This window comes from Microbacterium sp. SL62 (assembly GCF_026672635.1).
Lineage (GTDB): Bacteria > Actinomycetota > Actinomycetes > Actinomycetales > Microbacteriaceae > Microbacterium > Microbacterium testaceum_A.
In genome coordinates, this window is record NZ_JAPPRM010000001.1 from 2,011,158 (window position 1) to 2,033,983 (window position 22,826).

The following is a 22,826-nucleotide window of genomic DNA, read 5'->3' on the forward strand; positions in this document are numbered from 1 at the left end:
CGGGGCATCGTCACATGTGTGAACAGATCACGAAATGCGTCGGCTGTGGATCACTCCGCAGCGCGCAGGCGCAGCTTGTCTTCGTGGATCTCGTGCAGCGCGATCGTGAGGGGCTTGTCTTCGACGGTGGAGTCGACCAGCGGTCCCACGTTGTCGAAGAGGTTTCCCTCGTGCAGGTCGGAGTAGTAGTCGTTGATCTGGCGCGCGCGCTTGGACGCGTAGATCACGAGCTGGTACTTCGAGTCGACCTTGTCGAGCAGAGCGTCGATGGGCGGGTCGATGATGCCCTTGTCACGTCCGGCCATGGGGAACCTCCTGGTTCGGCGGGATGGGGTGGATGCGGCGCTCGAGCGCCGAAGCATCCTCTTATTCTAGCCGACGCCGGCGCGGCCTGTGCCGAGGGGCGTCGGGTGGGTCGGATCAGTGCTGCGCCGAGGCGAGCGCCACGACCTGGGCGGCCGCGTGAGCCACCTCGTCGTTCACGACGCGATAGTCGAACTCGTTCTGCGCGGCGAGTTCGACGCGGGCCGTGCGCAGGCGTCGCGCGCGCTCCTCGGCATCCTCGGTCCCCCGTCCGACCAAGCGCTGGACGAGCTCGTCCCAGCTCGGCGGAAGCAGGAACACCAGGGTCGCCGACGGGTCGGCCGCGCGCACCTGGCGCGCGCCCTGGAGGTCGATCTCGAGCAGTGCCGTGCCGCCCTCGGCGAGCACGCGCTCGATGGGAGCGCGCGGGGTACCGTAGCGGTTCTTGTTGTGCACGACGGCCCACTCCAGCAACTCCCCCGCCGCGACCAGACGGTCGAACTCGGCGTCGTCGACGAAGTAGTAGTGCTCCCCCTCGACCTCGCCGGGGCGGGGCGACCGGGTGGTCGCCGACACCGAGAGGTGGATCTCGGGGTAGTTCGCTTTGATGTGGGCGGCGACCGTCCCCTTGCCGACGGCGGTGGGGCCGGCGAGCACGATGAGGCGACTGCGACCCTCTCGGGGGCCCGGCTCCGGCCAGCGCGACTCGAGGTACTGCCGCAGTGCGTCGCGCTGCCGCGTGCCGAGACCGCCGAGGCGCTTCACCGGAGAGATCGACAGGGAGGCGAGGATGCGATCGCGCTTGCTCTCGCCGATCGCGGGGATCGCGGTAAGGAACTCGGTCACGCGCATCGCCCCGGCCGCCGACAGCGGGTCGGCGAGGCCGCGGCGCAGCAGTTCCTGCGGCGAGATCACACGGGTCGACACGTCGCGCTTGAGCGCGGCGCGCTCGCGACGGGCCTCGACGGCGCGGCGCGAGGCGGCTGCGCGGTCGACCTCGGGCGGACGGCGGGTTTCAGCCATTCGAAGACTCCCGGTAGAGCGCGGCACGCTCATCGATACGGGCGGCGAGACGGTCGGGTCCGACCGCGAGGATGCTGCGGCTCTCGTTCGCGACGACGGCGGATGCCACATACCCGAACAACCGGCGCAGGTCGGCGGGCGCTGCCCCCTGCGCGCCGAAGCCGGGAGCGAGGATCGGCATGCCCGCCAGAGCCATGTCGCTCAATCCGAATGCCGAGCGGTCGACGGTCGCGCCGACCACGACGCCGATCGGACCCAGCGCCCCGGGGGCGCCGATGTTGGCCTGATTGACGTCGTGCGCCACGCGCGCGGCGACGAACTCGTGGTCGCCCACCGCGAGGGCGTCGTCGACGATCGCGCTCTGCAGAGCCCGAGCTTCGGGGTTGCTCGTCGCGGTCAGCACGAACGCGCCCTTGCCCTGGTGCACGGCCAGCGCCAGCGCCTCGCGCAGCGAGTCGGCGCCGAGGTAGGGCGACAGGGTCACGGCATCCGCTTCGAGGGGAGAACCGGGCGCGAGCCAGGCGTGGGCGTAGCCCTCCATGGTCGTGCCGATGTCACCGCGCTTGGCGTCGGCGATCACGAGCAGCCCCGCGTCGCGGGCCGCGGCCATCACGTCTTCGAGCGCCGCGAATCCGCGGGAGCCGTAGCGCTCGTAGAACGCGACCTGCGGCTTGACCACGCCGACCCGGCCGCGGGCGGCCTCGACGGTGCGCAGGCCGAACTCCCGCGCGCCCTCGGCCGTGGCATCCAGCCCCCACGCCGACAGCAGTGCGGCGTGGGGGTCGATGCCGACGCACAGAGCGCCGTGCAGGCCGAGGGCGGCGGAGAGCCGCTGACCGAACGTCTCGCTCACAGGCGTCCCGCGCGATCCGAGGCGTGCTCCTGCAGGCTGCGCACCTCGAAGCCGTTCTTCATCGCACCCAGGGCGCTCACCGCGGCGCCGAGAACGGCCATCGTGGTGAACAGGGCCTTGTCGGCGGCCACGGCCGCGGCGCGGATCTCGTAGCCGTCGGCACGGGCCGTGCCGCCCGAGGGGGTGTTGACGATCATGTCGATCTCCCCCGCGTTGATCAGGTCGACCACGTTCTGCTGGTCGGACCCCTGCGTCTCGGAGTACTTCTCGACGACCTTCACCCGGATGCCGTTGCGCGCCAGGATCTCGGCGGTACCCTCGGTCGCGAGCAACGAGAAGCCGAGCTCCTGCAGGCGGTGGGCCGGCAGGATCACGGCGCGCTTGTCGGCGTCGGCGACCGAGATGAACACGGTCCCCGAGGTCGGCATGCCGCCGTACGCGGCCTCCTGCGACTTCGCGAACGCGGTCGGGAAGTCGCGGTCGATGCCCATGACCTCACCGGTCGAACGCATCTCGGGTCCGAGGACCGAGTCGACCGTGTGCCCGTCGGCGGTGCGGAACCGCTTGAACGGCAGCACGGCCTCCTTGACGGCGACGGGGGCGTCGAGCGGCACGCGCGAGCCGTCCTGCTCGGGCAGCATGCCCTCGGCGATGAGCTCGGCGATCGTGTTTCCGGCCATGATGCGGCTGGCGGCCTTGGCGAGAGGGATGCCCAGCGCCTTCGACACGAACGGCACCGTGCGGCTCGCGCGCGGGTTCGCCTCGATGACGTAGAGGACTCCCGCCGAGATCGCGAACTGCACGTTCAGCAGGCCGCGCACGCCCACGCCCTTCGCGATGGCGAGGGTCGCTTCGCGGACGCGGTCGACCTCGGTGCGACCGAGCGACACGGGCGGGAGGGTGCACGAGGAGTCACCGGAGTGGATGCCGGCTTCCTCGAGGTGCTCCATGACGCCGCCGATGTACAGGTCGGTGCCGTCGAACAGCGCATCGACGTCGAGCTCGATCGCGTCGTCGAGGAAGCGGTCGACGAGCAGCGGGAGGCCGGGTCCGATGATCGCCTGGTCGGCGACGCGCACGAAGTAATCGCGCAGCGCCTCGGTCGAGTAGACGATCTCCATGCCGCGCCCGCCGAGCACGAAGCTCGGACGCACCAGCACGGGGTAGCCGATCTCCTCGGCCACGGTCACGGCGCCCTCGACGTCGATCGCGGTGCCGTTACGGGGCGCCACGAGACCGGCGTCGTCGAGCAGGCGCGAGAACAGCTCGCGCTCCTCAGCGAGGTCGATCGCCTCGGGGCTGGTGCCGAGAATCGTGTAGCCCGCGGCCTCGATCCCCTTGGCCAGGCCCAGCGGCGTCTGCCCGCCGAGCTGGCAGACGACACCCAGGATGGTGCCCGACTGGCTCTCGGCGTGCAGCACCTCGAGCACGTCCTCGAGCGTCAGCGGCTCGAAGTACAGGCGGTCGGAGGTGTCATAGTCGGTCGACACGGTCTCGGGGTTGCAGTTGACCATGACGGTCTCGTAACCGGCGTCCGACAGGGCGAACGAGGCGTGCACGCACGAGTAGTCGAACTCGACGCCCTGACCGATGCGGTTGGGGCCCGAGCCGATGATGACGACCTTCGTGCGGTCGGAGGGCGTGACCTCGGTCTCGGCGTCGTACGAGGAGTAGTGGTACGGCGTGAGGGCCGGGAACTCCCCCGCGCAGGTGTCGACCGTCTTGTAGACCGGGCGCACGTCGAGCGCGTAGCGGCTCTCGCGCACCTCGGTCTCGTCGAGCCCGCGGATCTGCGCGATCTGGGCGTCGCTGAAACCGTGCTCCTTCGCGACGCGGAGGGTGTCGGCATCCAGGCTCTCGGCTGCGCCGATGAACTCCGCGACCTCGTTGATGAGCACCATCTGGTCGATGAACCAGGGGTCGATCGCCGTGGCGTCGAACGCCTGCTCGGGCGTCGCGCCCTTGCGCAGCGCCTGCTGCAGCACGACGATGCGGCCGTCGGTCGGAGTCATCGCGATCTCGAGCAGTTCGTCGACCGAACGCGACTCCTCGCCCCAGTGGAAGCTCGACCCGCGCTTCTCGAGCGAGCGCAGCGCCTTCTGCAGGGCCGTGGTGTAGTTGCGGCCGATCGCCATCGCCTCACCGACCGACTTCATGGTGGTGGTCAGCGTGGTGTCGGCGGCCGGGAACTTCTCGAAGTTGAAGCGCGGCACCTTGACCACGACGTAGTCGAGCGTGGGCTCGAAGCTCGCCGGGGTCACCTTGGTGATGTCGTTCGGGATCTCGTCGAGGCGGTAGCCGATCGCGAGCTTCGCGGCGATCTTGGCGATCGGGAAGCCGGTGGCCTTCGACGCCAGCGCCGACGAGCGCGAGACGCGCGGGTTCATCTCGATGACGATGATGCGGCCCGTCTTCGGGTCGACGGCGAACTGGATGTTGCAGCCACCCGTGTCGACGCCCACCGCGCGGATGATGTCGATGCCGATGTCGCGCAGCTTCTGGTACTCGCGGTCGGTCAGGGTCAGCGCGGGCGCCACCGTGATCGAGTCGCCGGTGTGCACGCCGACCGGGTCGACGTTCTCGATCGAGCAGACGACCACCGTGTTGTCGGCGGTGTCGCGCATGAGCTCGAGCTCGTACTCCTTCCACCCGAGGATCGACTCCTCGAGCAGCACCTCGTTGGTGGGCGAGTCGTGCAGGCCCGCGCCGCCGATGCGGCGCAGGTCGGCCTCGTCGTACGCGAAGCCCGAGCCGAGGCCGCCCATGGTGAACGACGGGCGCACGACCAGCGGGTAGCCGAGCTTCTCGGCGCCGGCGAGCAGCTCGTCCATCGAGTGGCAGATGACGGATGCCGCGACGTCGGCGCCCGCCTCGAGCACGAGCTCCTTGAAGATCTGGCGATCCTCGCCGCGGTTGATCGCGTCGAAGTCGGCGCCGATGAGCTCGACGTCGTACTTCTCGAGGATGCCGCGCTTGTGCAGCTGGATCGCCGCGTTCAGAGCGGTCTGTCCGCCGAGGGTGGGGAGAACGGCATCCGGCTTCTCTTTGGCGATGATCGACTCGATGACCTCGGGGGTGATCGGCTCGATGTAGGTCGCGTCGGCGAAGTCGGGGTCGGTCATGATCGTCGCCGGGTTGGAGTTGACGAGGATGACGCGCACGCCCTCTTCGCGCAGCACGCGGCACGCCTGGGTGCCGGAGTAGTCGAACTCGCAGGCCTGACCGATGACGATCGGGCCGGAGCCGATGACGAGGACGGAGTGGATGTCGTCGCGCTTAGGCATTGGTCTTGGTCTCCTGGGTCGCGATCACCATGTCGCGGAAGCGGTCGAACAGGTAGTTGGCGTCGTGCGGGCCGGCGGCGGCCTCGGGGTGGTACTGCACGCTGAACGCCGGAATGTCGAGGGCGCGCAGGCCCTCGACCACGTTGTCGTTCAGGCCGATGTGGCTGACCTCGACGCGGCCGAAGCCGGCGGGGCTGTCGACGATCTGATCGAGGGGCGCCTCGACCGCGAAGCCGTGGTTCTGCGAGGTGATCTCGACGCGACCGGTGGTCTTGTCGAGCACGGGCTGGTTGATGCCGCGGTGACCGAAGGGCAGCTTGTAGGTGCCGAAGCCGAGGGCGCGACCCAGCAGCTGGTTGCCGAAGCAGATGCCGAAGAAGGGCAGCCCGTCGCCGAGCACGGCGCGCAGCAGTTCGACGTGCTGATCGGATGCCGCGGGGTCGCCGGGGCCGTTCGAGTAGAACGCCGCGACCGGCTCGATCGCGCGGATCTCGTCGATCGTCGCGGACTGCGGGAACACGTGCACGTCGAAACCGCGCGCGGCGAGGTTGTCGATCGTGGACTGCTTCACGCCCAGGTCGAGCACGGCGAGGTTGCCGATACGCTCCGCGGTCGCGGGGGTCACCTCGACCTCGCTGACCGACACCTCGGCGGAGAGGTTGCGACCCGCCATGCCCGGGGCCTCGCGCACGCGGCGCAGCTGCTCGTCGGCGTCGAGGTTCGCGGCCTCGCCCGAGAAGACGCCGCCGCGCATGCTGCCCTCGGAGCGGATGCGGCGGGTGACGGCCCGGGTGTCGATGCCGGAGATGCCGACGATGCCGTCTTCGACGAGCGCGTCGTCGAGCGAGCGGTTCGCGCGCCAGTTCGACACCATGCGCGAGGGGTCGCGCACGACGTAGCCGGCGACCCAGATGCGACGCGACTCGGGGTCTTCGTCGTTCACGCCGGTGTTGCCGATGTGGGGCGCGGTCTGCAGGACGATCTGGCCCGCGTACGAGGGGTCGGTGATCGTCTCCTGGTAACCGGTCATGCCGGTGGCGAAGACGACCTCGCCGAGGGTCTCGCCGCGAGCGCCGTAGGCGCGGCCGGTGTAGCGGGTGCCGTCTTCGAGCACGAGGACGGCCGGGTCGCGCGAGAGGCGCGAGGAAGGGATCAGGGCGGTCATGCGTCGCTTCCTGTCGAGGTGAGGGGGCGGATGGCGTCGGCCAGTGCTTTGGCCGAGGCCTCCTGAGGACGGAGGTAGGTGTCGACGATCGTGTCGTCGTCGATGCGCCAGCTGACGCGCGTCAGGCCGTCGCGCTCGACCACGCGGTCGATGGCGACCGTGGCTTGAGCTGCGTCGACGAGGCGGTCGCGGGTGAGCGCGATGCGGGGCTGGCCCTGCAGGTCGAGGGCGACGCCGGCCGAGGTGACCGTGACGTCGACGCGGGAGCGGAAGCCGAGACCCTTGATGGCGAGACGTTCGAGCGGCTCGTCGTGTCGGGTCGTGGCGACGTAGAGCCCCGAGAACACCGCCGTTTCGACGGCGTCTGCGGGCAGCTCCCCCACCGGAGCCGTGTAGCGCGCATCGCGCCGCGTTCGTCGCACCCAGGCCCACGCGAGCACGGCCAGCAGCACGAGGGCCACGCCGATCATCACGACGAGGGCGCCCTCGCGGCTCATGCGAGCACCCCGGGAGCGTCGAGCACGGCACCGTCGACGACGGTCGGGACGCCGGCGCGCACGGTCCAGCGCACCTCGCCGGGCAGCTTGCGGCCGAGGTAGGGCGAGTTGGTGCTGCGACCGCGCAGGTCGTCGAGGCCGAACATGCGGGAGGGGCGCGGGTCGTAGAGCGTGAAGGTCGCCGGCTGCCCCGCGGCCACGGGGGTGCCGTGTCCGTCGAGGCGTCCGATGCGGGCGGGGTTCGCCGACATCACGCGGGCGACGTCGGCCCAGTCGAGCAGGCCGGTCTCGACCATGGCGTGGTGCACGACGCGCAGCGCGCTCTCGAGGCCCACCATGCCGTTCGCCGCGGCCGCCCACTCGCAGGCCTTCGCCTCCGTGGGGTGCGGGGCGTGGTCGGTGGCGACGATGTCGATCGTGCCGTCGGCCAGACCCTCGCGCACGGCCATCACGTCTTCTTCGCGGCGCAGCGGCGGGTTGACCTTGAACCGTGCGTCGTAGTCGCGCACGAGTTCATCGGTCAGCAGGAGGTGGTGCGGGGTGACCTCGGCGGTGACGTTGACGCCGCGCTTCTTGGCCCAGCGGATGATGTCGACCGAGCCCGCGGTGCTCAGGTGGCACACGTGCAGGCGCGAGCCGACGTGCTCGGCCAGCAGCACGTCGCGCGCGATGATCGACTCCTCGGCGACGGCCGGCCAGCCGGTGAGGCCCAATTCGGCCGAGACGGCGCCCTCGTTCATCTGCGCGCCCTCGGTGAGGCGCGGGTCCTGCGCGTGCTGCGCGATGACGCCGTCGAACGCCTTCACGTACTCCAACGCTCGCCGCATGATCAGCGGGTCGAAGACGCAGAAGCCGTCGTCGCTGAACACGCGGACGCGGGCGCGGGAGTCGGCCATGGCGCCGAGTTCGGCGAGGCGCTCGCCCTTCTGCCCCACGGTCACGGCGCCGATCGGCTGCACGTGCACGTAGCCGGCGGCCTCGCCCAGGGCGAGCTCTTGCTCGACCACGCCCGCCGTGTCGGCGACCGGAGAGGTGTTCGGCATGGCGAAGACGGTGGTGAATCCACCGGCGGCGGCGGCCCGCGAACCGGTGAGGATCGTCTCGGATGCCTCATACCCGGGCTCGCGCAGGTGCACGTGCAGGTCGACGAGGCCCGGCAGGGCGACGAGACCCTCGGCGTCCACGACCGTCGCACCCGCGTGCGAGAGACCGGAGCCGGTTTCGGCGATGATCCCGTCGCGGACGAGGAGGTCCGTGGCATCCCGGCCCTCGATGCGCGCGCCGCGCACCAGAAGGGTCTGAGCGGGGGCGTGGCTCATCGGAGGTCCTCTTTCTCGGTGTGGGGCCGTTCACCCGCCAGGAGCAGGTACAGAACGGCCATCCGCACGGAGACACCGTTCGTGACCTGCTCGAGCACCGTCGAGCGAGGCGAATCGGCGGCTTCGGCGGAGATCTCCAGACCCCGGTTCATGGGGCCGGGGTGCAGGACAATGCTACCGTCCGGCAGAGCCTGCAAACGCCGCGCGTCCAGGCCGTAGCGGCGGGAATATTCCCGTTCAGTCGGGAAATACGCCGCGGACATCCGCTCGAGCTGGATGCGCAGCATCATCAGCGCGTCAGGACCGGCCGCGATCGCGTGGTCGAGGTCGAAGTCGATCTCGACGGGCCAACGGCTGACGTCCTGCGGCACCAGCGTCGGCGGAGCCACCAGCGTCACATGCGCGCCGAGGGTGTGCAGCAGCCACACGTTCGAGCGCGCGACGCGCGAGTGCAGCACGTCACCGACGATCGTGACCCGGATGCCGTCGAGGTCGCGGCCGCGGCTGTCGTCGCCGAACAGGCGCTTGCGGATCGTGAAGGCGTCGAGCAGGGCCTGCGTCGGGTGCTCGTGGGTGCCGTCGCCCGCATTCACCACGCCGGCGCTGATCCAGCCGGAGGTCGCCAGGGTCCGCGGGGCGCCGGACGCGCCGTGGCGGATGACCACGGCATCCGCCCCCATCGCCTGGAGCGTCTGCGCCGTGTCCTGCAGAGACTCGCCCTTGCTGACGCTCGAGCCCTTCGCCGAGAAGTTGATGACATCGGCGGAGAGGCGCTTGGCGGCGGCCTCGAAAGAGATGCGCGTGCGGGTGGAGTCCTCGAAGAAAAGGTTGACCACGGTCTTGCCCCGCAGCGTGGGGAGCTTCTTGACCTCGCGGCGCTGCGTGTCGGCCATGTCTTCGGCGACGTCGAGGATCTCGAGCGCGTCGGCGCGCGAGAGGTGCTGGGTGTCGAGAAGGTGCCTCATGACTCGATCGTCACCTCCTCGATGCCGTCGATCTCGGCGAGGCGCACGTTGACGCGCTCGTCGCGGGCGCTCGGCAGGTTCTTGCCCACAAAGTCGGGGCGGATCGGCAGCTCGCGGTGGCCGCGGTCGATCAGCGTCGCCAGGCGCACGGCGGCGGGGCGACCGATGTCCTGCAGCGCGTCGAGGGCGGCGCGGATGCTGCGACCCGAGAACAGCACGTCGTCGATGAGCACGACGACCTTGCCGTCGATGCCGCCGGCGGGGATCTCGGTGCGGCGCGGTGCCCGCGTGGGATTGCGGTGCAGATCGTCGCGGTACATCGTCACGTCGAGCGAGCCGACCGGCACGGCTGCGCCGCCGAAGTCGCTGACGAGGGGGCCGATCCTGTTCGCGAGCGTGGCGCCGCGGGTCGGGATGCCGAGGAGGACGAGTCCTTCCGGTCCCTTGTTGGACTCCAGGATCTCGTGCGAGATGCGCGTCAAAGCGCGGGCGATATCGGCATCGTGCATGACGGTGCGCGTATTCATCCGCCGCTCCCTTCTCCGCCTCACGGGACGGGGTTAAAGGTTGCTGTGGTTCGACTTCCAGTCTAGCTGCCGGAGCGGGCCTTCGCGTGGCGCGCGGACGGTGCGGTGCCGCCGAGCCCGACAGCACACGTGCGTGTCGAGGTCGTACGTCCCGGCCTGCACGCCGCATGTCGCCTCGCGCGGTTCGGGTGCTCTCGTGCGCGTGAGGGCCGCCGCCGCCAGAGGTCGCGAGAACTCACGTCCGTGGTGTCAGCCCGCAGCGACCTCGGCGGCGGCGCGCTCTCCGCTCGGGGTGGTGCGCACGCGGGACGAGCGGATCGGGTGACCGGTCGTCGTCAGGCACCGGCCCGAGGCGAGGTCCCACTTCCAGTCGTGCAGCGAACAGGTCAGCACGCCGTCCTCGATCTTTCCGGTCTTCGTCAGGTCGGCACGGAGGTGCGGGCACCGACGCTGAACGGTCCAGCCGTCGATCTCGGCATCCTCGGTCTGGTCAGACTGCTCGGCGTACCAGTTCTCGACGTACTCGATGCGGTCGCGCGACAGGCACTTCAGGAACGTCGTCAGGAACTCGTTGAACTTGCCCGAACGACCCACCTCGAACTGCATCGACAGGAAGATCGAGTTCGACCAGTCGATCTCGTGATCGCGGATGTTCGTCGACACGAGATCGGCGGGGATCGTGTACCAGTAGATGCACTCCTCGCCGGCGTACTCGCGCAGCTTCGCCTTCGGAAAATCCACGACCATGTCGAGCTCTCCGATGCGGAACCGCACCATGCCGCCCACGCCGTTGCGGATCGTGCGGGCGCGACGCAGCAGCGGCTCCCACCACTCCTTCAGAGCAGCGAGCATCTCGGCCGGCGGGATGACTTCGGCACGCGTCGCCTCTTCGGCCTGGACCTCGGCCTGGCGGCTGTCGCGCTGCTCGGCCAGGTAGTTCCACTTGTCGCCGAAGACGCGTTCGATCTCGGCATCCGTGTACAGGGTCTGGGTGACCGTGACATCCGACCCCTGCACCTCGACCTCGGTGCCCGGAAGGAACAGGTACCCCTTCTGGTCGGGACGCTGCTCCTTCATATGGGCGAGGAACTCGCGCTGGTCGGTGAAGATCGAGTCGTCGTCCATGCCGGTGCCGTTGTAACGGAACAGCTCCTCGCGCAGGAACATCGGCGGACCCGCCATCGGGAACACGTGCTCGGCGTCGACCTTGTCGATGTAGTACATCGCGCGCTTGTTCTGCGCGTCGCGCTTGAGCTTGGCGAAGTTCTGCTTCGCGTCCTGCGGCAGGTCGTAGACCATCGGCCACCAGATCGCACCCGACACCTGGGTGAAGTACGCGTCGGGCTTGCCGAAGTCGAACAGCTTCTCGAGATCGAGCGGGTGCGAGTCGTTCTGGTTCAGGATCGAGGCGGTCCCGTCGTCGAGCGAGAGCGACGAGTCGCCGATCGGTCCGTCGGAGGGCGCGCGCAGCGGCGTCACCATGAGCTTCAGCTCGCCGAACTGCAGGGGAACGCCCGCTTCGGTGCGAACGAGATTGGTGTAGCCGAGCGCGATGAGGTCCTGCTCGAGGTCATCGGTGGGGTACTCGGGGAGCAGCACCTTGATGTCCTTCGACACGTACCGCTCGAGCATCGCCGGATCGAAGTGATCGCGGTGGCGGTGCGAGATGTACAGGAAGTCCGCCGCGCCGAAGCGCTCCCAGTCCAGGGCGCGGTTGTCGGGGAACGGGAACCACGAGCCGAAGAAGCTCGGACCGATGACGGGGTCGCAGATGATGCTGCCGCCGCGCGTCTCGATGAACATTCCCGCGTGGCCGAGGCCGGTGATCTTCATGTCGCTCCTGTGTCGTTGGCGAACCACACGAGTCTACGCGGGGGCGACTGCGAGAGCCCGGGGAGTGCAGGGGTGTCGAGATGTCGTCGTCAAGCCGCCCGCCTCCATACCGTCGCGGAGTACCGTGCCCGACGAACCGACGAAAGGATTCACGATGCCCCTGGTCATGATCGACACCATCCGCGGACAGTACGACGAGACGCAACTCCGCACCCTCATGGATGTCGTGCAGGATGCCGTCGTCGAAGCGTTCGACGTCCCGGACGCGGACCGCTACCAGATCCTCACCCAGCACGAACCGTTCGAGCTCGTCGCCCTCGATACCGGCCTCGGGATCACGCGGAGCGAGCGCCTGGTCATCGTGCGACTCGCGTCGAAAGCGCGCACCGAGGACGCGAAGGTCACCCTGTACCGCGCTCTCGCTCGCAACCTGAAGGACCGCCTCGACATCGGCGGGGAGGACCTCGTCGTGAGCATCACCGAGAACGGCGACGCCGACTGGTCGTTCGGTCACGGCACCGCGCAGTTCCTGACGGGCGAGCTCGGCTGAGATCCCGGATGCCGCTTCCCGCGCATCCCGCGACACCTCGCCCGACCGCGGAGCGCGCCATGATCGGACGCCGGCACCCCGGTCACGGCCCGAGCAAGCCCCGGATGTCGTCCGCGTCGAGGGCTGCGGCGAACGCGTCGTCATCATCGATCACCGCGTCGAACAGAGCCGCCTTGCGGTGCTGCAGCGCTCGCACCTTCTCTTCGACCGTTCCCGCGGCGATGAGGCGGTACACGAACACGCTCTTGGTCTGACCGATGCGGTGCACGCGATCGATCGCCTGATTCTCGGCGGCGGGATTCCACCACGGATCGAGCAGGAACACGTACTCGGCCTCGGTGAGGGTCAGACCGAAACCGCCGGCTTTGAGGCTGATGAGGAACACGGGAGCATCCCCCTTGCGGAACCCGTCGACCACCTCGCCTCGGCGAGCCGTTGACCCGTCGAGGTGCGCATACGCGAGACCCGCGGCATCCAGTCGCTCCGCAGCCAGATCGAGGAACGACGTGAACTGACTGAACACCAGCGCACGGTGCCCCTCGGCCGCCACCTCCACGAGACGGTCGAGCAGCACGTCGAGCTTCGCCGAGCCCAGATGCGCGTCGCGGTCGTCGACGAGACCCGGGGCCAGGGCCAGCATGCGCAGCAGGGTCAGCGAGCGGAAGACGATGAAGCGCTGCCGATCGAGATCGTCGAGCAACCCGAGCACCTTCTGCCGCTCACGCTGCAGCACACGGTCGTACAGCTCCTGGTGCGCGGGACCGAGGGGAACCGCGATCTCCTGCTCCTGCTTGGGAGGCAGATCGGATGCCACGACGTCCTTCGTGCGACGCAGCAGGAACGGCCGCACCCGACGGCGCAGACGATCGAGCGTCTTCTCGCGGTGCGCGCTCGCCGCGGCCGCCGACAGCGCGGTGGGGGCATCGGACGGCAGTTGCTCGATCGCCCGGGTGTAGTCCTCGCGGAACTGCCGGATCGAGGGGAACAGCCCCGGAGCGGTGAGTGAGAGCAGCGCCCACAGGTCGTCGAGACCGTTCTCGATCGGCGTCCCGGTCGCCGCGAACACCGCGTCGGTCTGCAACGCCGCGATCGCGCGATGGATACGCGTCGCGGGGTTCTTCACGAACTGCGCCTCATCGAGCACGACGCCCGCCCAGTGCGGTTCGGCGAACTCCGCGGCATCCGCCCGCACGACCCCGTAGGGGGCCACCACGATGTCGACGCCCCCCGCGATGTCGGTGATCGCGGACTGTCGGCGAACGGCCGTCGCCCCGACCATCGCGACCCGCAGGTCGGGTGCGAAGCGCGCCACCTCGTCTCGCCACGTCGGCAGGACCGAGGTGGGCGCGACGACGAGCCAGGGGCGCCGCTCCCCCGCGGCCTTCGCATGGGCGATCAGGGCCAGAAATTGCAGGGTCTTGCCGAGACCCATGTCGTCGGCGAGGATCCCGCCGAGCCGGTGCCGGTGCAGCAGCGCGAGCCACGACAGACCCTCGCGCTGGTACGGGCGCAACTCGGCGCGGAACCCGGATGGGGTCGGCACCTCGGGCACCTCGGCGACTGCCCGCAACGCGCGCGCCAGGCCGCGCCACTCGACGGCTGCCTCGGACTGGTCGGCGAGGTCTTCGAACTCCGCCCACAGGGCGAGGTGCGTGCGCGGAAGCCGCGGACCGGTTTCCCACTCGTCGAGCGCCGCCGCCTCTTCAAGCAGGTCGCGAAGCCGCTGCAGGGCCGGATGCGCGAGCGAGAACCATGCGCCGTCCGAGAGCTTGATGCGCGTGCGCCCGCGCGAGAGCGCCGAGAACAACGTGCCGAACGGAATCGTGCGCCCCTCGATCGTCACGACGATGCCGAGGTCGAACCAGTCGCGATCGAGCGACTCGACCGCCGTGATCCGCAGCGACGGGTCACCCCTCAGCTCGCGGAACGTCGGCGCCGTGCCGGTCGTGCGCACCCGAACCTCGTCGAGCACGTCGAGCGCGGGGAGCACCCGGGTCGCGAACACGGCGGCATCCGCGTCGTGCAGGTTCGCGCGGGGCGCCACGGGGAGGTCGGATGCCGCCATCCACGCCGTCTCGAACCGCTCGCCGATCTGCGCCTCGGCGCGGAGGTCGCGCTCGGCGTCGTCGGCCGCGTCGTACGCGACGCGACGAGCACCCGGGTACACCCACTCGAGTCGATAGGCGACGTCGTCATCGGCGTAGGCCACCGCGACCTCGAGCGTCGGGCGATCGGCCGGCGGGGCCGGGACCCCTGCTCCGACCGACAGCGGCGCGCGCCGTGCGAGTCGCGGGTACACCTCGGCGACGAACTCGTCGGCCTCCGTGCGCGGCACATCGACGCCCGCGGTGCCGAGGAGCGTCGGGAGGGGTGCGGGCAACGCCACGGGCGCGAGAACGATCGGCACGGGGTCGCGGTCGAGTTCGAACACGAACAGTCCCGACTCGCCGATCGCGCGCGCTCGCGTCGCGTCGACGGTGTCGCCTTCGAGCGTGAGGTCGGCCGAGATGCGCAACGCTCCCCCACCCACGGCGTCGAGCGCGACCCGTGCGGTCGCTTCGCCCGCGAGACGCACGCTCTGCTGGGGGTTCATCGACACGATCGGGATGCCGAGCTCCGCCGCCGCGTCCAGGTGCGGCCACAGCAGGGGCGAGGTCACGGCGTCGAGGGCCACCGTGTCGCCGGCCGGGGCGAAGGGTCCCGTGGTCCGGAACGCTTGGGCGAGGGCGAACAGTTCGGCGAACCACTGCACGTGCGCCGGGTCGAACCGCCCCGCCGATCGTCGTACGGTCTCCCACGTGGCATCCGCCCGGATCCAGGCGTCGCGCGCCCCGCGAACGAGCGGACGGGCAGCGAGCTGCAGGTCGTCCTGCCGCTGTGCGAGCAGACGTGGCGTCACGGGAACGACCGCGCGGGCTTCCCACCGTGCGGGGTCGTACGCCTCGCGCTGGCGCAGCTCGATGCCCAGCGCGAGCGCCGCGTGCGGCTCGGCGCCGCTCGCGGGGATCAGCTCACGCCACGACGTCACGCCGCGATCCTTCCGCGGACCTCCGACATCGACGCCCGCCCGCGCGGCGCGCAGCGGCCCCCGCCACACGCAGAAACGGTCTGACGCGCGTGAACGCGAGTTTTTCGCTGTCTTCGGCGCCGACAGCGTCCACAGGCGAAGAATCGCGACGGAGCCGAACTCTGCGACCCACCGCCAGTCCGCCGATCCGCACGCGTGCGGCATCCGCCCCGCTCGGGAAACGACGCGACGCGACCGCCGACCGAGGGTCGGGGCCGCGTCGAGACACGTCGATAGGGCTCAGGACGAGCGCGCGATCCGCGCCAGCACGCCGTGCACGAACGAGCCGGAGTCGTCGGTCGAGAACTCCTTCGCGAGCTCCACCGCTTCGTCGATCGCGACGGCGGTGGGGACCTCGTCGTTGTAGAGGATCTCCCACGTGCCCATGCGCAGCAGGGCGCGGTCGACGGCGGGCATGCGCTGCAACGACCAGTCTTTCGCGAACGTGGTGATCTGCTCGTCGATCGCGTCGCGGTTGTCGATCACTCCGTCGACGATGTCGCGGGCGTAGAGCCACGAGGCCTCGCGGGCGGGTTCGGAGGCGGCGCGCTTGGCTTCGGTGGCGAGCATGATCGCGAGTTCTTCGCCGCGGACGTCCGCCTGGAAGAGGATGTCGAGGGCGCGCTTGCGCGCTTTGGTACGGGCGCTCAAGGTCAGCTGATGCGGCCGAGGTACTCGCCGGTGCGAGTGTCGACCTTGATCTTCGTGCCGGTCTCGAGGAACAGGGGAACCTGCATCTCGTAGCCGGTCTCGACGGTGGCGGGCTTGGTGCCGGCCGACGAACGGTCGCCCTGCAGGCCGGGCTCGGTGTACGTCACCTCGAGGATGACGGACGGCGGCATCTCGACGTAGAGGGGGTTGCCGTTGTTGAGGGCGATCTGCACCTGCTGGTTCTCGAGCAGGAAGTTCGCGGCGTCGCCGACGGTGGCCGCGCCGACCGTGATCTGGTCGTAGTCGGCGACGTCCATGAACACGAAGCCGTCGCCGTCGTTGTACAGGTAGGTGAAGTCGCGGCGATCGACGTTCTCGGTCTCGATCTTGGCGCCGGCGTTGAAGGTCTTGTCGACGACCTTGCCGCTCATGACGTTCTTCAGCTTCGTGCGGACGAACGCGCCGCCCTTTCCGGGCTTGACGTGCTGGAACTCCACGACGCTCCAGAGCTGACCGTCGATGTTCAGGACGACGCCGTTCTTGATGTCTGCGGTGGATGCCATGAGTGCCGATATTCCGTTTCGTGAGTCGAAGTGGGCGAGAGCCCGACGTCAGAGTCTACGCGATCCCCGCCGTCAGCCGTCTGCGAGACCCGAGATCACCTCGACGAGGAGGTCGACGGCGCGCGCGTAGCCGGGCACTCCCTCGCCGATGACGTGCACCGCGGCGACGTCGTGGATGTACGAGAAGTGTCGGAAGCTCTCGCGCTCGAGGATGTTCGAGATGTGCACTTCGGCAACGGGAAGGTCGACGGATGCCAGGGCGTCGCGCAACGACACGGAGGTGTGCGTCAGCCCTCCGGCGTTGATGACGATCCCGGCGCAGTCGAGCCGCGCGGCGTGGATCTCGTCGATGAGCACGCCCTCGTGGTTGCTCTGGACGGCGCGCACCTCGAGGCCGCGACGAGCCGCTGCCTCGCTCGTCACGCGCTCGACGTCGGCGAGGGTGTCGCGACCGTAGATCTCGGGCTGCCGGGTGCCGAGCAGGTTGAGGTTCGGACCGTTGACGAGCAGCAGGCGGCGGGGCGTGGTCATGCTCGGCACGCTATCAGCGCCGACCCTGCGCGCTCAGGCGGACCGGGGCGGTCCCCGCGCCGTATCCGGCGTAGCCGTCCACGCGCTGGACGAACTCGAGGAACACTTCGCCGATCGTGCGCGTGTAGAAGTGCAGGTATTCGCCCGCGGCGTCGCGGTCGTAGCCGAGATGCAGCTCGCGCAGCTCGTCGACCGCGGCATCCGTCATCTCGAACCGTGCGGCGAGGTCGTCGTAGTAGTTGCGGGGCATCGCGAGGGGGACGAAACCCCGCGCCCGTGCGGCGCGCGCCAGGGCGCGCACGTCGGTGCAGGCGAACGCGACGTGCTGCGGCAGGGCGGCGCCGGCGCGCTCGCCCGCGAGGATCGGCGGTGCGACGTTGAGGGGCAGTCGCACTCCGCCGCCGGGGGCGCCGAGCACGCGGCTGGCGACGAGGCCCTGCGGCCCGGGCACCTCGGTGCTGCTGTCGACGCGCAGGGCGAACCCGGCGGTGTAGAAGAGGGTGGCTTCTTCGATCGCCTGCCAGGGCTGCGAGAGGCTCACGTGGTCGACGCCGATCACCTCGCTCGGGCGTTCGGGTTCGCCGTGCTCGAACTCCGCGACCCACGCCGGTTCGCCCTCGTCGGCGGCCTGGGCCCAGTACACCTCGGTGCCGTCGGGAGCGACGGCGCCGTCGAGTCGCTCCTCGCTCGCGTAAGTGCGGCGCCAGGCGCGCGGCACGCGGAGCTCGTCCATGCGCAGGTCGACCGCTTCGGCGTCGTCGACCTCGAGACCGATCGCCGCGAGTCGCGGCTCCCATCCCCGCGCGTGCTGTTCGTTCAGCACGACGCGCGCGTTCCCGGCGGTCCAGAGGATCACGGGCTTCGTACGGTGGCGCCCGCGAGAGGTGAAGCCGAGCTGCCGTAGGAGCTCCTCGACCGCGGAGGTGTCCTCCGCCTTGATCTCGACGAAGTCAACCCCCGAGGGGGCCGCGGAGTCGGGAAGCATGCGCAGCGCGGCCGGCGCCGTCGGTCGGGCGCGCGCCACCGCGTCTTCGAGCCAGCGCAGCGACCGCCGCGCGTGGCGGGCCGTGCGCAGCGCGTCGGTCTGTCGGAAGGTGTCGTTGAACACCTCGAGCGACCACGGGCCCGAGTACCCGGCATCCACGATCCTCGCCGTGAAGTCCACGAGGTCGAAGTCTCCTTCGCCGGGGAAGAGGCGGTGGTGGCGACTCCACGAGAGCACGTCCATGCTCAGGCGCGGGGCGTCGGCGAGTTGGACGAAGAAGATCTTCTCGGCGGGGATCCGGGAGATGTCGGCCGGGTCGTGCCCGCGAGAGAGGATGTGGAACGAATCGAGGCAGACCCCCACCGCGGGGTGAGCGGCGAGCTCGACGATGTGCCAGGCGCGGCGGTAGTCGTCGACGAAACGGCCCCACGCGAGGGCTTCGAAGGCGATCCGGATGCCGTGCCTCTGTGCGAGGTCTCCGAGCCGGCGCAACTGCCCGGCCGACACCTCGTCGTCGTCGATCGTCGCGGTCGCGACGTTGCTGCAGCACAGCACGAGGTCGATGCCGAGGCGGTTCATGAGACGGAACTTGGCCTCGGCGCGGCGGAGAACGGCGGAGAACGCGACCTCGTCGACGCCCTCCACGTCGCGCATCGGTTGGTAGAGGTCGAGGGTGAGGTGCAGGCGGGCCGCGAGCGCGGCGATCTCCTCGGGGCTCTCGGGGGCCGCCAGCAGGTCGGGTTCGAAGATCTCGACGCCGTCGAAACCGGCGTGGGCGCACGCGTGGAGTTTGTCGGCCAGGGTGCCGCTGATGCAGACGGTCGCCATCGAGGTCCTCATGGCGGCCGAATGTACCAGTTAGTACAAACGGGGTCCACTCCCCCGTCCAGTAGGTTGAAGCCATGGCCGAGGCACGTCGAGACGCCGAACGCACGCGTTCCGAACTGCTCGCGGTGGCGACGGAGGTGTTCGCCGAAGACGGCTTCTCGGGCGCCCGCGTCGACGAGATCGCCGCCCGCACGCGCACCACGAAGCGGATGATCTACTACTACTTCGGTAGCAAAGAGGGGCTCTACCGGGCCGTCCTCGAAGAGGCGTACCGCGGGATCCGCGAGGCCGAGCGCTCGATCGACGTCGATCACGCCGACCCGGTCGACGCGATCCGCGCCCTCGCGGAGCTGACCTACGACCACCACGTCGGGCACGACGCTTTCATTCGTCTCGTGGCGATCGAGAACATCCACCGCGGCACCTTCATCCGCCAGATCGAGGGACTGCGCACCCTGTCGCAACCGGCCAAGGGTCTGCTCGACGAGATCCTCGAGCGCGGCCGCGCCGACGGCATCTTCCGCGCCGACGTCGACGCGATCGACGTGCACCTCGTGATCAGCTCCTACTGCGTGTTCCAGGTCGCGAACCGGTACACCTTCGGGCACCTGTTCGACGTCGACCTCTCCTCCCCCGACCGCCGCCCGCACCTGCGCGCGGTGATCGGCGACGTGGTCGTCGGCTGGCTCACGGCTCCCGCGCGCTGATCGCACGGAGGGGGCATGTCGGTCCCCGGACCCTTCGGCACGCTCAGGGATCTCGCGACACGGGTGGCTGAGCCCGTGAAGCCACCGGATACCCGCGCGGCGCCCCGGGTCCACGGCATGCGGAATCTTGTCGTTGACACCACGGCGCGACCGTGGTTGCCTCTGAACGTACCGGTTAGTACATAGGCCGGTGACGCGGAGACGAAGGAGCACCGTGATCGACTCGCACCCCTATCTCGTGGGCCTCATCGGCACGGGCGTGCTCCCGTCGCTGACGCCGCCCATGCACATGGCCGAGGCCCGTGCGCTCGGGCTCACCTACGTCTACCGCCCGCTCGATCTGACCGCTCTCGGCATCGACCCCGACCGCATCGGCGACGTGCTCGCCTGGGCCGAACGTCTCGGCTACGACGCCGTCAACGTCACCCACCCCTGCAAGCAGAGCGTGCTCGCCCACCTCGACCGCATCGATCCGGTCGCCGCGGCCCTCGGCGCGGTCAACACCGTGCTCTTCACCCCCACCGGGCGCGTCGGACACAACACCGACACGACCGGTTTCGCCGCCGCGTTCACCGATGGGCTTCCGGATGCCGAGACCCGGCACGTCGTCCAGCTCGGCGCCGGCGGGGCGGGGTCGGCCGTCGCCGACGCGCTGCTGCGCCTGGGCACCGCCCGGCTGAGCATCGTCGATCTCGACCCGTCGCGAGCGCGGGGCCTCGCGGACGACCTCGCCGCACGGCATCCGCTCGCCCTCGTCGACACCGCCTCCCCCACCGACCTGCCCGCCGTGCTCGCCGACGCCGACGGCCTCGTGCACTGCACCCCCGTCGGCATGGCCGAGCACCCGGGACTCCCCCTCGACGCCGACCTGCTGCGGCCCGAGCTGTGGGTCGCCGACATCGTCTACCGGCCCCTCGACACCGAACTCCTCGTCACCGCGCGCGAGCGCGGATGCCGCACCCTCAGCGGCGGACGCATGGCGGTCCACCAGGCCGTCGACGCCTTCGCCCTCATCACCGGGACGCGACCCGATCCCGACCGCATGACCGCCCATTTCCTCGACCTCGTCACCCCCGGCCCGACCGCCGACCTCCCCGTCGGCCCGGCCCTCTCCCGCTAAGGAGCACTCGTCCATGACCACCACCGCAACGACGCGGAAGACTCCCGTGAAGGCGGCCACCGCCAGCTTCATGGGAAGCGCCGTGGAGTACTACGACTTCTTCCTGTTCGGCTCGGCCGCCGCCCTCATCTTCCCGACCGTGTTCTTCCCGTCGGGTGACCAGGCGGCCCTCGTGATGTCGTTCGCGACCTTCGGGTTCGCGTACATCGCGCGTCCCTTCGGCGCGGTCATCCTGGGCCACTTCGGTGACCGCATCGGTCGACAGAAGGTGCTGATGTTCACCCTGCTGCTGATGGGGCTCTCGACCTTCGTCATCGGCTGCCTCCCCGGTTTCGCGCAGATCGGCTGGTTCGCTCCGGCCCTGCTCGTGCTGTGCCGCCTCGCGCAGGGGCTCTCGGCCGCCGGCGAGCAGGCGGGCGCGTCGTCGCTCACCCTCGAGCACGCCCCCGACTCGCGCCGCTCGTTCTTCACGTCGTGGACGCTCACCGGCACCCAGGGCGGGCAGATCCTCGCGGCCCTCATCTTCATCCCGGTCGTCGCCCTCCCCGATGAGATCAAGTTCTCGTGGGGCTGGCGCGTGCCGTTCTGGCTGAGCGCGGTCGTCGTGGTCGTGGCGTTCTTCATCCGCCGGAGCCTGCACGAGACGCCCGAGTTCGAGCAGGCCAAAGCCGACGGCCAGATCGCCCGCATGCCGCTCGTGCCGCTTCTGAAGAACCACTGGCGCGACGTGCTGCGCGTGATCTGCTGCGCGTTCATCGCCGCCGTGTCGACCGTCTTCGGCACGCTCGCCATCGCGTACGGCAAGGAGCAGGGACTCGATGCCAGCGTCACCCTGTGGCTCGTCGTCGTGGCCAACGTCGTCGCCCTGCTCACCCAGCCCCTGTTCGGCAAGCTCGCCGACCGGATCGGCCGCAAGCCCGTCTTCATCTACGGGGCGTTGTCGTCGGCGGTGTTCATGCCGTTCTACATGCTGTCGATGGGGGCGGGGAACACGCTCGTCACCTTCGGTCTCGCGATCCTCACCTTCTCGTGCGGGTACGCCGCGGCCAACGCCGTGTGGCCGTCGTTCTACGGCGAGATGTTCAGCGTTCGCGTGCGTTTCTCGGGCATGGCGATCGGCACGCAGCTCGGCTTTCTCATGGCCGGGTTCGCGCCGAGCATCGTCGCAGCGCTCGGCGGAGGGTCCGCCGGCGGCTGGGTCGTGATCAGCGTCTTCACCGCGGTCATCGCGGTGATCGCCTCGGTGAGCGCGCTCACCGCTCGCGAGACGAAGGACGTGCCCACCGACCAGCTGGGTCTCGCGGCCGAGCGTCGCGTCCCGGCCACGGTCTGACCTGTCACGCAGAGGCCCCGTCTTCTTCGGGAGGCGGGGCTTCCGCGTGCGCGGGGCGTTCGCGGGGGCGGGGGTTCGCGTGCGCGGGGCTTTCGTGTCCGCGGGGTTGCGGCCTCGCACTAGAGAGGACGAGGGGCGGATGCCGTCGGCTGTACGCGTCAGAGCGTGCGCAGAGACCTGCTCATCGCGAGCTCGGCGCCGATGGGGCCGGTGAAGGTCTCGCCCGTCGCGACGAATCCGGCGCGGCGATAGACGGCCTGGGCGCGGTGGTTGTCGACGTGCACGTCGAGCGACAGCGTCTCGAAGCCCTGCTCGGCTGTCCACCGCGCGGCGGCGTCGAGCAGAGCGTCGATCGCGCCGCTGCCCCGCGCTTCGGGCGCGACGTAGACGCCCACGACGTCGGCGCGGCCCTGGGGCAGCCTCCGCCCGGTGTGGTCGATCTCGCCCGCGCGACGCACGAGCACGGTCACCGACCCGACCCACGTGTCGCCGTCTTCGGCCACGAACATCGCCGTCGAGCCGCCGGAGGCTCCGCCGGCGGCTCGTTCGTCCCAGAACTCGGGGTCGCGCTCGAGCTCCTGCTCGCGGGTGGTGAGGAAGGCGATGGATGCCACCGGGTCGCTCACCGCGCGCAGCCGCAGTTCGCACACGCGTGCGCCTTCGCCCGCGCGCACCCGGCGCACGCCGATCGTCACTCCCGCACCCCGCCCGTGGGTGCAGGG

Annotated in this window: 20 protein-coding genes; 4 read left to right on the forward strand and 16 right to left on the reverse strand. The window is 70.0% G+C overall.

The genetic code is table 11. The annotated features are described in order from the left end of the window. Positions 1-50: 50 nt before the first annotated feature. The 10 genes from rpoZ to OVA26_RS09610 all read right to left on the reverse strand — a co-directional run bounded on the left by rpoZ (position 51) and on the right by OVA26_RS09610 (position 11,769). Positions 51-305, reverse strand: a complete 255-nt coding sequence (gene rpoZ, locus OVA26_RS09565; protein WP_055837405.1) for a DNA-directed RNA polymerase subunit omega — start codon at positions 303-305, stop codon at positions 51-53. Between the two features lie 115 nt (positions 306-420). Further along, positions 421-1,326: a guanylate kinase gene (gene gmk / locus OVA26_RS09570; protein ID WP_268103958.1), complete on the reverse strand. Its 906-nt coding sequence runs from the start codon at positions 1,324-1,326 to the stop codon at positions 421-423. Further along, entirely contained in the window at positions 1,319-2,179 is an 861-nt protein-coding gene (gene pyrF / locus OVA26_RS09575) for an orotidine-5'-phosphate decarboxylase (RefSeq protein ID WP_268103959.1), read from the reverse strand. Before pyrF ends, gmk begins: the two co-directional genes overlap by 8 nt. Beyond that, complete coding sequence (gene carB / locus OVA26_RS09580; RefSeq protein ID WP_268103960.1) at positions 2,176-5,463, reverse strand: carbamoyl-phosphate synthase large subunit; 3,288 nt, start codon at positions 5,461-5,463, stop codon at positions 2,176-2,178. Before carB ends, pyrF begins: the two co-directional genes overlap by 4 nt. Beyond that, the gene (carA, locus tag OVA26_RS09585) at positions 5,456-6,628 is read right to left on the reverse strand and encodes a glutamine-hydrolyzing carbamoyl-phosphate synthase small subunit (protein ID WP_056231771.1); all 1,173 of its coding nucleotides are present in this window, start codon (positions 6,626-6,628) and stop codon (positions 5,456-5,458) included. The genes carB and carA overlap by 8 nt, the downstream gene beginning before the upstream one ends. Continuing rightward, entirely contained in the window at positions 6,625-7,125 is a 501-nt protein-coding gene (locus OVA26_RS09590; protein WP_056231769.1) for a PH-like domain-containing protein, read from the reverse strand. Before OVA26_RS09590 ends, carA begins: the two co-directional genes overlap by 4 nt. After that, entirely contained in the window at positions 7,122-8,444 is a 1,323-nt protein-coding gene (locus OVA26_RS09595; RefSeq protein WP_268103961.1) for a dihydroorotase, read from the reverse strand. The genes OVA26_RS09590 and OVA26_RS09595 overlap by 4 nt, the downstream gene beginning before the upstream one ends. Then, positions 8,441-9,409, reverse strand: coding sequence for an aspartate carbamoyltransferase catalytic subunit (locus OVA26_RS09600; protein WP_056231763.1), 969 nt, complete (start codon positions 9,407-9,409; stop codon positions 8,441-8,443). The genes OVA26_RS09595 and OVA26_RS09600 overlap by 4 nt, the downstream gene beginning before the upstream one ends. Continuing rightward, entirely contained in the window at positions 9,406-9,936 is a 531-nt protein-coding gene (pyrR, locus tag OVA26_RS09605; protein ID WP_268103962.1) for a bifunctional pyr operon transcriptional regulator/uracil phosphoribosyltransferase PyrR, read from the reverse strand. The genes OVA26_RS09600 and pyrR overlap by 4 nt, the downstream gene beginning before the upstream one ends. A 249-nt stretch (positions 9,937-10,185) precedes the next feature. Further along, positions 10,186-11,769, reverse strand: a complete 1,584-nt coding sequence (locus OVA26_RS09610; RefSeq protein ID WP_056231758.1) for a Rieske 2Fe-2S domain-containing protein — start codon at positions 11,767-11,769, stop codon at positions 10,186-10,188. A 154-nt stretch (positions 11,770-11,923) separates the two neighbouring features. Between OVA26_RS09610 and OVA26_RS09615 the strand changes: the two genes are divergently transcribed. Then, on the forward strand, positions 11,924-12,319 hold the full coding sequence (locus tag OVA26_RS09615; protein ID WP_268103963.1) for a tautomerase family protein: 396 nt from the start codon (positions 11,924-11,926) through the stop codon (positions 12,317-12,319). A gap of 82 nt (positions 12,320-12,401) precedes the next feature. On the opposite strand, the gene OVA26_RS09620 is transcribed toward OVA26_RS09615, so the two are convergent. The 5 genes from OVA26_RS09620 to OVA26_RS09640 form a co-directional block, all read right to left on the reverse strand. Next, positions 12,402-15,347 carry a DEAD/DEAH box helicase gene (locus OVA26_RS09620; protein WP_268103964.1) on the reverse strand — a complete coding sequence of 982 codons (2,946 nt, stop codon included), beginning with the start codon at positions 15,345-15,347 and terminating at the stop codon, positions 12,402-12,404. Between the two features lie 279 nt (positions 15,348-15,626). Beyond that, positions 15,627-16,037: a transcription antitermination factor NusB gene (gene nusB, locus OVA26_RS09625; RefSeq protein ID WP_056231746.1), complete on the reverse strand. Its 411-nt coding sequence runs from the start codon at positions 16,035-16,037 to the stop codon at positions 15,627-15,629. Between the two features lie 2 nt (positions 16,038-16,039). Next, entirely contained in the window at positions 16,040-16,600 is a 561-nt protein-coding gene (efp, locus tag OVA26_RS09630) for an elongation factor P (protein WP_056231743.1), read from the reverse strand. Positions 16,601-16,672: 72 nt separating this feature from the next. Continuing rightward, positions 16,673-17,131 carry a type II 3-dehydroquinate dehydratase gene (locus tag OVA26_RS09635; RefSeq protein ID WP_268103965.1) on the reverse strand — a complete coding sequence of 153 codons (459 nt, stop codon included), beginning with the start codon at positions 17,129-17,131 and terminating at the stop codon, positions 16,673-16,675. A gap of 13 nt (positions 17,132-17,144) precedes the next feature. Beyond that, positions 17,145-18,956, reverse strand: coding sequence for a sugar phosphate isomerase/epimerase and 4-hydroxyphenylpyruvate domain-containing protein (locus OVA26_RS09640; RefSeq protein ID WP_268103966.1), 1,812 nt, complete (start codon positions 18,954-18,956; stop codon positions 17,145-17,147). 62 nt (positions 18,957-19,018) lie between these two features. On the opposite strand from OVA26_RS09640, the gene OVA26_RS09645 reads away from it, so the two are divergent. The 3 genes from OVA26_RS09645 (at position 19,019) to OVA26_RS09655 (ending at position 22,104) form a co-directional block, all read left to right on the forward strand. After that, positions 19,019-19,651, forward strand: a complete 633-nt coding sequence (locus tag OVA26_RS09645; protein WP_056231733.1) for a TetR/AcrR family transcriptional regulator — start codon at positions 19,019-19,021, stop codon at positions 19,649-19,651. Positions 19,652-19,865: 214 nt separating this feature from the next. Then, entirely contained in the window at positions 19,866-20,771 is a 906-nt protein-coding gene (locus OVA26_RS09650; protein WP_268103967.1) for a shikimate dehydrogenase, read from the forward strand. 13 nt (positions 20,772-20,784) lie between these two features. Continuing rightward, a complete protein-coding gene (locus OVA26_RS09655) occupies positions 20,785-22,104 on the forward strand; it encodes an MFS transporter (protein WP_056231723.1) in 1,320 nt (439 codons plus the stop codon). A 158-nt stretch (positions 22,105-22,262) separates the two neighbouring features. Here the strand turns inward: OVA26_RS09655 and OVA26_RS09660 are convergent, their stop codons facing one another. Continuing rightward, the gene (locus OVA26_RS09660; protein ID WP_268103968.1) at positions 22,263-22,754 is read right to left on the reverse strand and encodes a GNAT family N-acetyltransferase; all 492 of its coding nucleotides are present in this window, start codon (positions 22,752-22,754) and stop codon (positions 22,263-22,265) included. Positions 22,755-22,826: the final 72 nt, after the last annotated feature.

Excerpts from the sequence above, each read along its gene's own strand:
- rpoZ (WP_055837405.1), bottom strand. The coding sequence starts at position 305 with ATGGCCGGACGTGACAAGGGCATCATCGACCCGCCCATCGACGCTCTG.
- gmk (WP_268103958.1), bottom strand. The coding sequence starts at position 1,326 with ATGGCTGAAACCCGCCGTCCGCCCGAGGTCGACCGCGCAGCCGCCTCG.
- carB (WP_268103960.1), bottom strand. The coding sequence starts at position 5,463 with ATGCCTAAGCGCGACGACATCCACTCCGTCCTCGTCATCGGCTCCGGC.
- carA (WP_056231771.1), bottom strand. The coding sequence starts at position 6,628 with ATGACCGCCCTGATCCCTTCCTCGCGCCTCTCGCGCGACCCGGCCGTC.
- OVA26_RS09590 (WP_056231769.1), bottom strand. The coding sequence starts at position 7,125 with ATGAGCCGCGAGGGCGCCCTCGTCGTGATGATCGGCGTGGCCCTCGTG.
- OVA26_RS09595 (WP_268103961.1), bottom strand. The coding sequence starts at position 8,444 with ATGAGCCACGCCCCCGCTCAGACCCTTCTGGTGCGCGGCGCGCGCATC.
- OVA26_RS09600 (WP_056231763.1), bottom strand. The coding sequence starts at position 9,409 with ATGAGGCACCTTCTCGACACCCAGCACCTCTCGCGCGCCGACGCGCTC.
- pyrR (WP_268103962.1), bottom strand. The coding sequence starts at position 9,936 with ATGAATACGCGCACCGTCATGCACGATGCCGATATCGCCCGCGCTTTG.
- OVA26_RS09610 (WP_056231758.1), bottom strand. The coding sequence starts at position 11,769 with ATGAAGATCACCGGCCTCGGCCACGCGGGAATGTTCATCGAGACGCGC.
- OVA26_RS09615 (WP_268103963.1), top strand. The coding sequence starts at position 11,924 with ATGCCCCTGGTCATGATCGACACCATCCGCGGACAGTACGACGAGACG.
- efp (WP_056231743.1), bottom strand. The coding sequence starts at position 16,600 with ATGGCATCCACCGCAGACATCAAGAACGGCGTCGTCCTGAACATCGAC.
- OVA26_RS09635 (WP_268103965.1), bottom strand. The coding sequence starts at position 17,131 with ATGACCACGCCCCGCCGCCTGCTGCTCGTCAACGGTCCGAACCTCAAC.
- OVA26_RS09640 (WP_268103966.1), bottom strand. The coding sequence starts at position 18,956 with ATGAGGACCTCGATGGCGACCGTCTGCATCAGCGGCACCCTGGCCGAC.
- OVA26_RS09645 (WP_056231733.1), top strand. The coding sequence starts at position 19,019 with ATGGCCGAGGCACGTCGAGACGCCGAACGCACGCGTTCCGAACTGCTC.
- OVA26_RS09655 (WP_056231723.1), top strand. The coding sequence starts at position 20,785 with ATGACCACCACCGCAACGACGCGGAAGACTCCCGTGAAGGCGGCCACC.